The organism is Shewanella sp. TC10, from assembly GCF_009663145.1.
In the GTDB taxonomy this organism is placed as follows: domain Bacteria; phylum Pseudomonadota; class Gammaproteobacteria; order Enterobacterales; family Shewanellaceae; genus Shewanella.
The window spans coordinates 60272-74029 of record NZ_VKHR01000005.1 but is presented as its reverse complement, the minus strand read 5'-3'; the positions used below and the strand labels follow the sequence as shown (position 1 = coordinate 74029).

The 13758-nt window shown below is 42.4% G+C and carries 12 protein-coding genes; 10 read left to right on the top strand and 2 right to left on the bottom strand.

What is annotated here, in order from left to right; translation table 11 throughout:
- Positions 1–130 precede the first annotated feature (130 nt).
- On the top strand, positions 131–400 hold the full coding sequence (locus tag FNZ24_RS02930; protein ID WP_153912926.1) for a hypothetical protein: 270 nt from the start codon (positions 131–133) through the stop codon (positions 398–400).
- A 2-nt stretch (positions 401–402) separates the two neighbouring features.
- On the top strand, positions 403–3291 hold the full coding sequence (locus FNZ24_RS02925; RefSeq protein WP_228768353.1) for an immune inhibitor A domain-containing protein: 2889 nt from the start codon (positions 403–405) through the stop codon (positions 3289–3291).
- 83 nt (positions 3292–3374) lie between these two features.
- Here the strand turns inward: FNZ24_RS02925 and FNZ24_RS02920 are convergent, their stop codons facing one another.
- On the bottom strand, positions 3375–3971 hold the full coding sequence (locus tag FNZ24_RS02920; protein WP_153912925.1) for a chorismate--pyruvate lyase family protein: 597 nt from the start codon (positions 3969–3971) through the stop codon (positions 3375–3377).
- Between the two features lie 78 nt (positions 3972–4049).
- Here FNZ24_RS02920 and FNZ24_RS02915 point away from each other — a divergent pair, with 78 nt between their 5' ends.
- Together FNZ24_RS02915 and rlmF are read left to right on the top strand one after the other, a co-directional pair.
- Positions 4050–4451: a flagellar basal body-associated protein FliL gene (locus FNZ24_RS02915; RefSeq protein WP_153912924.1), complete on the top strand. Its 402-nt coding sequence runs from the start codon at positions 4050–4052 to the stop codon at positions 4449–4451.
- A complete protein-coding gene (gene rlmF, locus FNZ24_RS02910; RefSeq protein WP_153912923.1) occupies positions 4451–5587 on the top strand; it encodes a 23S rRNA (adenine(1618)-N(6))-methyltransferase RlmF in 1137 nt (378 codons plus the stop codon). The genes FNZ24_RS02915 and rlmF overlap by 1 nt, the downstream gene beginning before the upstream one ends.
- Positions 5588–5639: 52 nt before the next feature.
- Here rlmF and FNZ24_RS02905 read toward each other — a convergent pair whose 3' ends face one another.
- Positions 5640–6488: a formate dehydrogenase accessory sulfurtransferase FdhD gene (locus tag FNZ24_RS02905; protein ID WP_228768354.1), complete on the bottom strand. Its 849-nt coding sequence runs from the start codon at positions 6486–6488 to the stop codon at positions 5640–5642.
- A gap of 414 nt (positions 6489–6902) precedes the next feature.
- On the opposite strand from FNZ24_RS02905, the gene FNZ24_RS02900 reads away from it, so the two are divergent.
- The 6 genes from FNZ24_RS02900 (at position 6903) to FNZ24_RS02875 (ending at position 13741) form a co-directional block, all read left to right on the top strand.
- Positions 6903–7367, top strand: a complete 465-nt coding sequence (locus FNZ24_RS02900) for a DUF3305 domain-containing protein (protein WP_153912921.1) — start codon at positions 6903–6905, stop codon at positions 7365–7367.
- Entirely contained in the window at positions 7367–7996 is a 630-nt protein-coding gene (locus FNZ24_RS02895; RefSeq protein ID WP_153912920.1) for a DUF3306 domain-containing protein, read from the top strand. Before FNZ24_RS02900 ends, FNZ24_RS02895 begins: the two co-directional genes overlap by 1 nt.
- 137 nt (positions 7997–8133) lie before the next feature.
- Positions 8134–9834 carry a 4Fe-4S binding protein gene (locus tag FNZ24_RS02890; protein ID WP_153912919.1) on the top strand — a complete coding sequence of 567 codons (1701 nt, stop codon included), beginning with the start codon at positions 8134–8136 and terminating at the stop codon, positions 9832–9834.
- Positions 9835–9844: 10 nt separating this feature from the next.
- On the top strand, positions 9845–10534 hold the full coding sequence (locus FNZ24_RS02885; protein ID WP_153912918.1) for a TorD/DmsD family molecular chaperone: 690 nt from the start codon (positions 9845–9847) through the stop codon (positions 10532–10534).
- Positions 10535–10673: 139 nt separating this feature from the next.
- The gene (locus FNZ24_RS02880; protein ID WP_153912917.1) at positions 10674–10874 is read left to right on the top strand and encodes a twin-arginine translocation signal domain-containing protein; all 201 of its coding nucleotides are present in this window, start codon (positions 10674–10676) and stop codon (positions 10872–10874) included.
- 17 nt (positions 10875–10891) lie between these two features.
- Complete coding sequence (locus FNZ24_RS02875; protein ID WP_153912970.1) at positions 10892–13741, top strand: formate dehydrogenase subunit alpha; 2850 nt, start codon at positions 10892–10894, stop codon at positions 13739–13741.
- The last annotated feature ends 17 nt before the right edge of the window (positions 13742–13758 follow it).

The window sequence follows — 13758 nt, the reverse complement described above, 5'->3', positions numbered from 1 at the left end:
CTTTATGGATATCGTTTACATACGCAAACATTGACGCTGTAAATCTTGAGATAAATGCGTACAAACGAATTGTAACTCATCAGTGATAACTGTTAATGTTCGGTTAATCTATACTGATGTAAGTTGAATAATGAAACGGATTTTAGCAATACTTTTTAGTGGTTCTTTATTGGCGTGCACTCATCAGACTGCAGTGCAAAATTCACCTACAGATATGAAACCTCCAAAGGTGCAGTGTGGTGCAATGCCTCCTCTGCTTGACACTCAAGGGATAAGAAACAATTTACTTAAGCGTGGTGATATCACACCTGAGATGACAGAGGCGCAGCAGCAAACAGTCATTAGTGAATACATCGCTAAACGCAACAATGCCTACAAAAAATGTAAACAAGGGAAGTAGTTATGGCTATTAAATCTATGCAAACCCAATTATCTGTTATGACTCCTTTAGCATTTACTTTGGCGGCAATATTAAGCGTACCTTCTTGGGCTGCTCCTTTAAAGCACACATCACCAGCAGATGCAGGGGTAATCAACCCCGACCAAATTGTATATTGGCTTACTAAACGCGGTGAATTAAGTGCGGATGCAACTGATGCAGAAAAACAAATTGCAGTTGCTAACTATACTAGCAAAGCCCGTGGTAACAATCATGCGGTACCCGCTGAGCAAACCAAACGAGTTGAACAAATAGCTCGTACTAAGCAGCAACAGAATGCAGCGTCAGTGGTTGCTTTTGCTGATAGCGATATTACAAAGAGCGTTAACGTACTGGCGGTGTTAGTCGACTTCCCTGATTTGCCCTATGACAATAATAGACTGACTGCTGCTGATACTGGCATGTACTACAACAATTATTCTGTGGAACATTATGAAGACATTTTGTTTTCAACGTCAGGTTTTGCAGGGCCAAATGGTGAGAATTTAGAAACCGCTTACCAGTATTTCAAGCAAGCATCAGGTGACACCTTTACCTTTAACGGTGAAGTTAAAGGCTGGGTTACAGCTGATAATAATGCTGCTTATTATGGTGGTAACGACGCTAATTTTAACGACAATGATAAAGCCGCTCCAGAGCTTGTCATGGAAGCAGTGACCAAAGCGGTGGCAGGAATGACTGCGGCTGAGCTAGCTGAATATGATATTGAAGATCCTTATGACATCAATAATAACGGTAATTTAGATGAGCCCGATGGCATCATTGACCATATTGTTCTGTTTCATTCAAGCGTTGGTGAAGAAGCCGGTGGTGGGGTATTGGGTACTGATGCTATCTGGTCACATCGTTACTATGTTGGCGTAAGCTCATTTGGAAGCACCTTGCCAGGTACTTCAATGAAGGTCTATGGCTATACCGTACAACCGATTGATTCCGCGACAGGTGTGATAACTCACGAGTTTGGTCATGATCTTGGTTTACCTGATGAATATGATACTTCTGGTGGCGTTGGTGAAGGTTCGCCTGTGGGAAGCTGGTCTTTAATGTCGGGTGGCTCTTGGGTTGGGCAAGCGACAAATGGTAACTATATTGCGGGTACCAGACCTTCAGGTTTTAGCCCATATGCTCGTTCATATTTACAAGAGCGCTATAAAGGCAACTGGGTTAACGAGCAATCAATTGCCTGGGAAGACATTGATGAAGCTGGCTTATCTGTCGATCTAGTATCTGCGGTTAATACTGAAGAAGTGAATCAGTTATCTATTGCACTGCCGACTGCTGCCATTGAGTTTAAAAAGCCACTTTCAGGTGAATATCAATATCATTCTGGTAAGGGTCATATGATGACCAATTCCATGAGCTTCAATCTCGATGTGCCGACTGGCGTGCCTTTATTGTTATCTTTTCAAGCTCACTGGGATATCGAAGTTGACTATGATTACAGCCAAGTATTAATTAATGGTGTCGCAATTGCTGGTAATCATACCTCAGCGGTTAATCCGCTTTATAGCGGGGTTTCACATTATATTTCAGGTTTGTCGAGTGACATCAGCTCAGCTAGTGGTAGCGACTCTTGGGTTGAACTGACTTATGATTTAGCTGCATATGAAGGTCAAAATGTCCAAGTTGAAATAAACTATATTACCGATGAAGCAGTAGGTGGTTACGGCATTACCATTGATGATATTGCGCTTACTCACCAAGCTAGCGTGGTTTACCAAGACGGTGCAGAAACTGCTGGTACTGTAGCTCTTGATGGTTTTGCACGAATTGACGATAGCTTACCTGGACAACCACAACGTTATATTGTGCAACTACGTAACTATCAAGGTATTGATGAAGGCTTAGAAAACATAGGCTATGAGCCGGGTGTTTTACTTTGGCTTGAAAACGAAAACTATGAAGACAATAACGTGTCTGAACATGCAGGTTATGGCTTAATTGGCTTAGTGGATGCTGATCAAAACATAATCAGTAATGGTTCAACTGACGTGCAAATTCGTGATGCCAGCTTTAGTTTATATCCTCAAACAACTTATCAGTCTGATGCTCACTTAAGTAATGTCAGTTTATTTGATGACAGCCGAGATTATAGTTCGCCATTACAGCCTCAGTCAGGGCTTGAACTTCGCGAACTTGGTTTAACGATGAGCGTCACAGCACAATCGACTAATAGTGATACTGCAACAGTCGAGTTTAAACGCAACTCTGTTATTACCACCCCTGTTGAAACAACGCTTGAAGCAAGTTTTGACGCCGTAGTCAGCGAATATAAAGTCGACTTTACTGCCAGCGTGCAAGGTGGCGACGGTGATTACACTTATGCTTGGGATTTTGGTGAAGCCAACGCAACGAGTTTGGTTGCTAATCCCACACATACCTATAGCTCGTCTGACGGTTTTGTTGTCACATTAACAGTGACCGATTCTACGGGCGAGACTGCAACCTACAGCCGTATCGTTGAGGTTGTTATATCGATTGCTGGCGACTTTGATATTGCTATTTCGGGTGATAATGAAAGGACTGTTCGATTAACTAATAATACCACTGGTGGCTTTGGGGATTTGAACTATTCATGGGATATGGGTGATGGTAATACGGTAACGGGTGAAAGCCCTGCAGATTATACTTACGCTGCAGATGGAAGTTATACCATTTTACTTACAGTGACGGATGAAAAAAGCAATCAGCACCTTTATGCTGTGAGCTTTACTATTCCCACTAGCTCTACCAATGACAATGTCGAAGAGAGCGTCGACAGTGGTGGAAGCAGTGGCGGCGGTAGCGTTGGCTGGTTCAGCTTAATGATATTGGGCTTATTGGCACGCAGTAGAAATCAATCTAAAAGATAGATCTTATTGTCGAATGGCAGCAAAGTAATCAAGATAAAGGCATGGTAAAAATCATGCCTTTATTATCTTCAAAGAGGTTGGATTTAGCTTTTGCAGCTTGTTTGATGGCAAAGCTCGCTCATCATATTGATTTTAGTTACAGCCGCAGGCAGGAATATTTCACTGACGATAATGTCTTGCTCTGCTAAATTAAAATAACGGCGGCGGCCCCACAAAGGCGCATTTACTTGTTGAGATAAACTGGTAGCAAGCTGGGCTAATTTACTGCAACTTTCAAACTCAGCAACTTCGATTTTTCCTGGAACAATATCATTACTTGAAAACAGCAACTCACCTAAAGGTCTGGTTCCTAAGCCTTTAAAGTTATGTTGATGATTAGAGGTTAAGTCTTCTGGTATTAAAGTTCGAGCAAACACCCAAGGTTCCCCATCAAGGCACAGTAAAACCTCTCGCACCCAAACACGGCTTTGGTGAGGACACTCTCCGGCTAATGGCGTTGTGAGATGCTCGCCCAAGACTTTGACTTCAAAATCTTGGCAACAGCTTCTTAATTTTTGAGTTAAACTGCCCGTAGCAAGTAACCATTCTTTTAGGGCTGTTTTTGGCATAGAATGGAATTTCTCAGGTGAAAACCACTGGATTGATTCACCGTAGGGAAAGCTTAAGCTGGTCACTGTCATTCATTACTCGTTACAATGTACAAAACGGGGGCAGTTTATCACGACAGCGCATATATAAATAATGGAGTTTGATTAACTATGGCAAAGTACGTATACGCAATTTTACTTTCAATGATGTTTTCAATGAATGTACATAGTGCCGATGAAAAAGCGCTAGAAAACTTTGCTTATTATGGTTTTGAACCCGATATTGTCACCAACTACATTTCAAACCGTAAAAAATTAGGCTTCGTAAAAATCAGTGTTGAGCTGATGGTAAAAGACCCAGACCATTTATTGCTTATTGAACATCATGATCCATTATTACGTTCAGCAATTGTAGAAGTGCTAGGGAATCAAGCCGAAGATAAAGTGAAGTCATTAACGGGTCGTGAAGACATTCGCCGTGAGTGCTACGAAACGGTCAATCGACTATTAGAAGAAGAAACAGGACAACAAATCGTGGTTAATTTGTTGTTTACTAAATATTTATACGATTAATGAAACAGAATAAATCTCAATCAGCAGCTAAATCTGCAACTAAAACGACAAGCACTGCAGGTAAATCAGCTCACAAGGTAAAGCGTGCTAAGCAAGTGAAAACGGCAACCAACAAAGCACACTCAGGCAAGGCTAACACAGTAAAAGCGACTTCAAAGAAGCTGCACTCTCGAAATAAGCACAACCAAGGTTATGATTTTGATAAGCTTATTTCAGAGTGTCCCAAATTGTCCCACTTTGTAAAACCAAACCCTTACGGTAACTTATCGATAGATTTTGCTGATCCACAAGCTGTTAAATGCCTCAACGCAGCGATTTTAAAAACCGATTATCAAATTGAACATTGGGATATACCTGAAGATTTCTTATGCCCACCAGTTCCTGGTCGAGTTGATTATCTGCATTACATTGCGGACTTACTAGCTACCAATGGCAAAGTGCCTAAAGGGCAAAAAGTCAAAGCGTTGGACATAGGTACAGGAGCAAACGGTATATATCCTCTGCTTGGCATTCAGTCTTATGGTTGGCAATTTGTTGCCAGCGATATCGACCCTATATCTATTGCCAATGTAGCAAGTATTGCTGAGAAAAATCAGGCGATTAGTCGAAAGCTGACGGTACGGCTTCAACAAAATGCTAACCACATTTTTAACGGGATTATTGCTAAAAATGAGCGTTTTGATATCACGCTTTGCAACCCTCCATTTCATCGTTCATTGGAAGAAGCAACGCAAGGTAGCATTAAAAAGAATGCCAATTTAGCCGCTAATCGCGCTAAAAAAGCGACCAAAAAACCACAGTCTGTGGTTTCTGAATATGGTGCAAAATCAGCATCAAGCAGTTTGAATTTTGGTGGCCAGAAAGCTGAATTGTGGTGTGAAGGCGGAGAGCAACAGTTTCTAGCAAATATGATTACTGAAAGTCAGCAGTTTGCTTCACAGTGTCTGTGGTTTAGTTCATTGGTGTCTAAATCAGAGAATTTAAAGCCTTGTTATGCCTTACTAAAAAAACTATCGGCAAACAGTGTTAAAACCATTGAAATGCAACAAGGTAACAAGATTACCCGAGTATTGGCGTGGAGTTTTTTAACTGAAACCCAGCGAGAGCAGTGGGCTAAATTTAGAAATATGCAATGATGGTTAACAGCCTCTTTTAGGAGGTTGTTAACCATATATCTATTGAGAAATGTTACTTATCTTTATTGGCATCAAACTCAATGTTTTCAGCGCCATGGTAAACAAGGAAGTGACGACCCTTGGCGCGAGCAATAATAGTAATTCCCATCTTTTGAGCTAGTTCAAGACCCATTTGGGTTACACCGCTACGAGACAATAATACTGGAATCCCCATTTTAGCGACTTTTATCACCATCTCTGAGGTTAAACGACCCGTAGTGTAAAAGATTTTATCGTTACCACTTTCACCTTCAAGCCACATATCACCCGCTAAAGTGTCCACCGCATTGTGGCGACCCACATCCTCGATGAATGCTTGTATTTGGTCGTTTTTACAAATACCACAGCCATGAACAGCACCTGCATTTTTGTAGGTGTCATTGTAGGCGTTAATATTTTTTAACAGTCTATACAAGGTCGATTGTTTGAGCTCAGGTTTAGGCAGGTTAATGTCATCAAGCCCTTGCATAAAACCACCATAAACAGTGCCTTGGCCGCAACCTGATGTGACTGTTTTCTCAGATAGTTTCTCATCTAAATCCGCTGTTTTTTCTTGAGTTAAGATTGCCGCTGAGTTGACATCCCAATCGACAATGATTGATTTAAGCAAGTTAGCATCACTGACGAATCCTTGGTTTTTTAAATAGCCAAGTGCTAACGACTCAGGCTTTGCGCCTAAGGTCATTAGGGTAACAATGGGCTGCCAATTTAAATAAACCGTCAATGGACGTTCACAGGCGACAAACTTATCAATGCTCTCACCTAATTCGTTTATGGCTTTAACAGGTAGAGTTAATGGGACTTCTGCTTGTGTTTTGACTAGCTTAAGTGGAGCACTGGCACGGGTATTGGATTGTGTCATTGATATTGAGGCCTCTGATTGTGTCATCCATAGCCATCATCGGCTCGAAGATGAGAATCGTGATAAAAACTAACTGCATATCAGCATAGCAACTTTTGTTCCTCTAATAGTAAGTAGATTGTAAATGCGTGATCTAACCCAAAAGTTAATCAGTAACAGCTAATTAACGTAGCCTTATGTCCTAGTAAAATTAGCAATATGGACAAATTGTCCTACTCTTAGAGTTAATTAAGCGATCTAGGTCAAATTTTTGGTTTGATTTTATCTGGCATCATTATTGCAGATTAATGACCATATAGAGGAATATGACCGTAATTCTCAATATTTTTGGTCACACAATTGTTAATCAACTTTATGTATTTATTGTGTTTTTGTTGGTTCCTCGTTGGTTTATGTTTTAAGGGCAAAGTTTTTATGCAACATACTGAAAATGTTTGGCCAATGTACGTCTCATTGAAGAAAGTGGAAAAGATGATAGGTCGCTGGCCTTCTGTGACATGGGAAGTCGATCAAATGGTTCCAGCAACTCACGAAGCGCCTGAAGGGGCTAAGTTAGTGCTATTTGAATTGCACAAAGATGAGCGTGGTAGCTACCGTATCAACCTCGATATGGATAACACCATGTTATATATCGTTTGTGATGAATTAGCTGATGAAACGCTCGTTCCTGCAGCAATATCTTGTGATCAAAACGTAGCTGCAGGCTGTTTAGAGTCAGAAACCCCTGTGCTTAATGTACCTATGCCAGAAGCGTTGGCTTGTTGGGTAGAAGCATTTATTACTCGTCATGGAGAAGTTGAGATATCAGCTAAGCGACGTAGACATGTTAATCGTCGTAAAGGGCAAGGCCCAAGCGTAGATCATCTTCGGAGTCATTAATGAGCGATAAACCTAGAGGTTTTTTCTCGCGTTGGAGTGAACGTAGAGAACAAGTTGAAGCAGAAGCGGCACAAGAGTTAGCTGATAAAGAGCAACTCGCAGAAGCAACGCAAGCTGAGTCAGCAGATGACAGTGAACATCTTGAGAGTCAAACGGTCGCAACAGATGCTGACCAAGCTGACAAGTTACTTGAAGCTGAAGATTTACCGGATCCAGATAAAATTGAAGTTGGTGGTAGTTTTGCTTCGTTTATGGGAGCCAATGTTTCTCCCGAAGCAAAATCAGCAGCGTTAAAAGCGTTATGGAAACAACCACAGTATAACGAAATTGATGGCCTACTTGAGTATGCCCTTGATTACAGCAACCAACCTAAATTGAGTCCAGAAGTCTCAGCTGAGTTGGCTAAAAAAGTATTCCGAAACGTCATGAAAGACGAAGAAGAAACTGCTGAAGATGAAACGTTATTAGCAAGCGAGGGAGATGACACAGTTGGTGATGCAACTGATGCCCCGCAAGTATTAAATGAGAAGAGTGAATTAGTCGCTGAAACAGATTTAGTTAATCAGAGTGATGATCTGGTTATGGCACAGGAAGCGGAACAACCGCTTCAAGAGCAAACTAAAGCTTAATTATCAGCAAATAATTTTATGTCCACTATTTTGGTGTGTCAGGTGAAGAACTTATAGATTTCGAGCTGATGTGATTGATGCTTAAAGATGAAAGCCTCAATGACTAATGGATTTACAGCACAGAATAAGTCTTCCACATGCTAAAAACTGTTCAGGAACGCAATGTGAGCAATAGTCAAACCCCGCTTGAACTACAACAAGTTCGTCAGCAGGTATTAGCACAGACTCAAGTGATTCAAAACTTGATTCCGCCAACAGTCAGTTACACGACTGAAGGCAATGTGTTAGTCATCGGCCCAGAAGATTTGGCTCGATTAGCTGCAGACAAACTGTCTACTATGGCCAATACCGTAATTTTGGCTAACGAAGCAATTACTAGCCAAGATGAAGAACATCTTGAAGCGGTAATGAATGCTGCAGTTAATAGTGAAAGCTATTACAACAAACTTATCTCGGTTAAAGGCTTCTTAGGCCAATTCCAAGTGACGGTAGAAAGTGAAGGCCAAGACAGCAATGCTGCTGAATTGAGCTTAGTGGCAATTCGCAAGCCACACTTTGATATCGTTTTAGACTTAAGCATGAGCCCATGCCTTAACCTTGAAATGCTTCCACCTGGTTACTTTTACGTCGGCCAAGATGCTGAGAAATTAGCGGATGCATTAGATCAAATTCCTGATCTAGTCGGTGAGTTCGATAAGCCTCGTTATGTAAAAGTGAATAGTGATATTTGTGCTCACAACCGTAATGGCGTTAATGGCTGTAACCGTTGTTTGAACTTCTGTCCTGCAGATGCCATTAGCAGTATCGAGCAGAAAATTGAAATCGATCCATACCTTTGTCATGGCGCGGGTAGTTGTACCAATGCCTGTCCAACAGGTGCAATCGCTTTTGATTTACCAACGCCGCAAGCTCTTCACAGCTATATTCAAAAGTTAGTTAGCCGCTACCTTGAGCAAGCTCAAGCAGCGCCAGTTATCTTATTCCATGATAGCGCTGTTGGTGCAGAGCACATTACCGCTGATTTAGTGGGTGACATTATTCCGGTTGAACTGGAAGAAATTACTGTCGCCAGTATTGATCACTGGATGTCTGCATTAGCTTGGGGTGCTCGTCAGGTATTAATTTTAAATACTGATGCTACAGCGCCGACATTGACGCAAATGTTAAATGGCGAATTGTCACTAGCGAATACTATTCTAGATGAAATGGGTCAGCCGCAACGTATTAGCTTGATTGATACACAGACTTTGGCATCACTAAATGACAAGCTGGCTATAAGCCTAGATTGGCCATTAATTGTGCCAGCAGCTTTCTCTCCAACGACTAAACGTGACACTTTATATGCTGCGATTGATCATCTTAATGAACAAGCTGCAGCGACTGACACTAGCATTGCAATTAGCAATGTGCCTTACGGTAAAGTCGAAGTAAACGCTGATAAATGTACCTTGTGTATGTCATGTGTTGCGACGTGTCCAACCCAAGCATTAACTGATGGTGGTGACAAACCTGCGCTTCACTTTGTTGAGCAAGATTGCGTTCAATGTGGTTTGTGTGAAAGCTCATGTCCTGAAGATGTGATTAGTATTACCTCGCAAATCAATCTAGAACAGGCATCACGTCAGCAGCGTCAAACCTTAAAAGAAGAGCCTCCTTTTGAATGTATTCGCTGTGGTACAGCGTTTGCGACTCAATCTATGGTTCATCGCATGATAGATATGATTGGAGGTCACTCAGCATTTAACGCCAACATAGAGCGTTTAAAAATGTGTGGTGATTGCCGCGTAAAAGATATGTTTGAAGACATTCTTGAAGACCCTGAGAAGCAACTTCGATAAGAGACCCGATATGACCGAATTAGTTAGAGAAATTTCAGAAAACGATCAGCTACGGGCAGATATTTACCAAATATTGGCAGCCTTATTACGTCGTCAACCAAGTGCTGAATTACTTGCGTTTTTAGCCGATCTTGAAGTTGATGCAGAAGAAGAAAATGACATCACTGCCGCTTGGGTTGCATTGAAAGTAGCAGCAACCAAATACACAGAAAAAGAACTTGAAGAAGAGTACTTCAACATTTTCTATGGTGTAGGACGAGGTGAAGTATTGCCATACGGTAGCTGGTTCATGACCGGCTCATTGATGGACAAGCCCTTAGCATTGTTGCGTCAAGATCTACTGCAATTAGGCTTTGCTCGTGAAGATGAAGTCAAAGAGCCTGAAGATCATGTTGCTGCATTATGTGAAGTGATGGGTACGCTGATTTTAGAAGCACCAGGTTACCGTCAGTTAGCGTTTTACCAACGCCATATTGGCAGCTGGATTGCCCGTTTCTGTGACACATTAGAAAAGACACCAAGTGCTGCGTTTTACGCACCTGTTGCACAGTTAGCAAAAGCATTTTTTGAAATTGAAGCGAATGAATTTGAGCAATTAAGCTTAGATATTCCTGTGAACTGCCCAGGTAGTGAAGCAGAAGCTGCAGCTTCAGAAAGTGCGGAAAAAATTGAACCTTCAACTAACGAGTTGGCATCTTAATTTAGCCACAGTTATTGCAGGTGCAAAGATTTATGCCACTGGATGTTCATTCAGTGGCATAGACCGAAAAGGGAGGCAACTCCCACTCAATCTAGGGCCTTAGAACCCTGTTATTCAAGCGTTACATTAAGGAGAGACTATGAAGAAGCAAGCTTCCGTCATGGATCGTCGTCAAATGCTAAAAGCATTGGCCGTCGGTAGTGCCGCTGGCGCAGTTGCGACTGTTAGCGGACAAGCTCTTGCTGCCTCACCAGAAGCCACACCAGTTGTGGGTAAAAGTGATGGTTACAGAGAAACAAGCCATGTACGTAGTTACTACGACACATTACGTAGTAAGTAAATTAAGGAGAATATGTGATGCGATTAACCCGCAAAACAGAAAAAGTTGAAGTAGCAGAAAAACCTGCACTTGGACTGAATCGTCGCCAATTCTTGAAGTCAGCAACTTTCGCTACCGGCGGAATTGCAGCGGCATCAATGCTTGGTGCTGGAATGATGCGTAAAGCTGAAGCCAAAGATGTACCACATGATGCACCAACAGAAGTAAAACGTACTATTTGTTCTCACTGTTCAGTGGGCTGTGGTATTTATGCTGAAGTACAAAATGGTGTGTGGACTGGTCAAGAACCAGCATTCGATCATCCATTTAACGCTGGTGGTCACTGTGCTAAAGGTGCTGCATTGCGTGAGCACGGTCATGGTGAGAAACGTCTTAAGTACCCAATGAAGCTGGAAGGCGGAAAGTGGAAGAAACTTTCTTGGGAACAAGCCATTGAAGAAGTAGGCCAAAAAGCCTTAGATATCCGTCAAGAGTCTGGTCCTGATTCAGTATTCTTTATGGGTAGTGCAAAGTTCTCTAACGAACAAGCTTATATGTACCGCAAATTAGCGGCAATGTGGGGCACGAACAACGTCGACCACTCTGCACGTATTTGTCACTCTACCACTGTAGCCGGTGTTGCAAACACTTGGGGTTACGGTGCGCAAACGAACTCATTTAATGACATTCGTAAATCGAAAGCGATGATGTTCATCGGTTCGAACCCTTGTGAAGCTCACCCAGTTTCAATGCAACACATCCTTGAAGGTAAAGAGCGCGGCGCGAAAATTATCGTAGTCGACCCTCGTTTCACCCGAACTGCAGCTAAGTCTGACGAGTTCGTGCATATTCGTCCTGGTACGGATATTCCTTACATTTATGGTTTGTTGTGGCATATTTTTGAAAACGGCTGGGAAGACCAAACTTTCATCGACCAACGTGTATACGGTATGGAACGTATCCGTGAGGAAGTGAAGAAGTGGAACCCTGCAGAAGTTGAAAATGTTGCTGGTGTACCTGAGAAGCAAATGTATCGTGTAGCTAAATTACTAGCAGAAACTAAACCTGGTACTGTGGTTTGGTGTATGGGTGGTACTCAGCATCACGTTGGTAATGCTAACACTCGTGCGTACTGTATCCTCCAATTAGCCCTTGGTAACATGGGTGTTGAAGGTGGTGGTACTAACATTTTCCGTGGTCACGATAACGTTCAAGGTGCAACTGACTTTGGCTTACTGTTCGATACATTGCCTGGTTACTACGGCCTGAAAACGGGTTCTTGGCAGCATTGGTGTAATGTATGGGATCTTGATTTCGATTGGGTTAAAAGCCGTTTCGACCAAGTTCAACATTTAGGTCAAGATCCAATGACTTCAACGGGTATCCCATGTTCACGTTGGCATGATGGTGTTCTTGAAGACAAATCTAAGATTGCTCAGAACGACAACATCCGTATGTCATTCTTCTGGGGTCAATCAGTTAACACTGAAACTCGTGGCCGTGAAGTGCGTGAAGCATTGAACAAAATGGACACAGTAGTTGTTGTGGATCCTTTCCCAACAATGGCAGGTGTTATGCACGAACGTACTGATGGTGTGTATTTACTACCAGCAGCGACACAGTTTGAAACCTACGGTTCTGTATCGGCTTCAAACCGTTCACTACAGTGGCGTACACAGGTTATCGAGCCTTTATTTGAGTCAAAAGCTGACCACATTATTATGTACAAGCTGGCGAAAAAATGGGGCATCGAAGCTGAATTCTGTAAGCATATTAAAGTGAATGGCGATGAGCCATTAATTGAAGATATGACTCGCGAGTTCAACAAAGGTATGTGGACTATTGGTTATACAGGCCAAAGCCCTGAGCGTTTGAAAATGCACCAAGAAAACTGGGGCACTTTCGATATTGAAAGCTTAGAAGCACCAGGCGGCCCAGCTAAAGGTGAAACTTACGGTTTACCTTGGCCTTGTTGGGGCACACCAGAAAACAAACATCCAGGTACACAAATTCTGTACCGCACTGGACGTGAAGTTAAGTATGGTGGCGGTAACTTCCGTGCACGTTATGGTGTAGAGCATGAAGGTAACAACATTCTTGCTGAAGGTTCTTACTCTAAAGGCAGTGAAATTCAAGACGGTTATCCTGAATTTACCGCAGACATGCTTAAACAGCTTGGCTGGTGGGATGATTTAACCGCTGAAGAAAAAGTTCATGCTGAAGGGAAAAACTGGAAAACAGATATTTCTGGTGGTATCCAACGTGTTGCGATTAATCACGGTTGTATCCCTTACGGTAACGCGAAAGCGCGTGTTATTGTTTGGAACTTCCCAGATGATATCCCAATCCATCGCGAGCCATTATATACCCCTCGTCGTGACTTAGTGTCTAAGTACCCAACCTACGAAGATCGCATGGTTGCACGTCTTCCTACTCTGTATAAGTCTATTCAAGATAAAGACTTTGCAAAAGACTTCCCATTAGCTGTAACAACGGGTCGTTTAGTTGAGTACGAAGGTGGTGGTGAAGAAACGCGCTCAAATCCATGGCTTGCAGAACTACAGCAAGAAATGTTTATTGAGATTAACCCTGCTGATGCAGCAGATCGCGGCTTACGTGATGGTGATGACGTATTCGTTCACAGTCCAGAAGGCGCTAAAATCACAGTTAAAGCAATGGTGACTCCACGAGTCATTGCTGGTGAATGTTTCATGCCATACCACTTCGCGGGTGTTTTCGAAGGCAAGAGCCTAGAGAAGAGCTACCCAGAAGGCACGGTTCCTTATGTTATTGGTGAATCTGCCAATACTGTAATGACCTATGGTTATGACGTTGTGACTCAGATGCAAGAGACTAAGTCTAGCTTGTGTCAGATCAGCAAAGCCTAATTAACTTGATGAGGAGA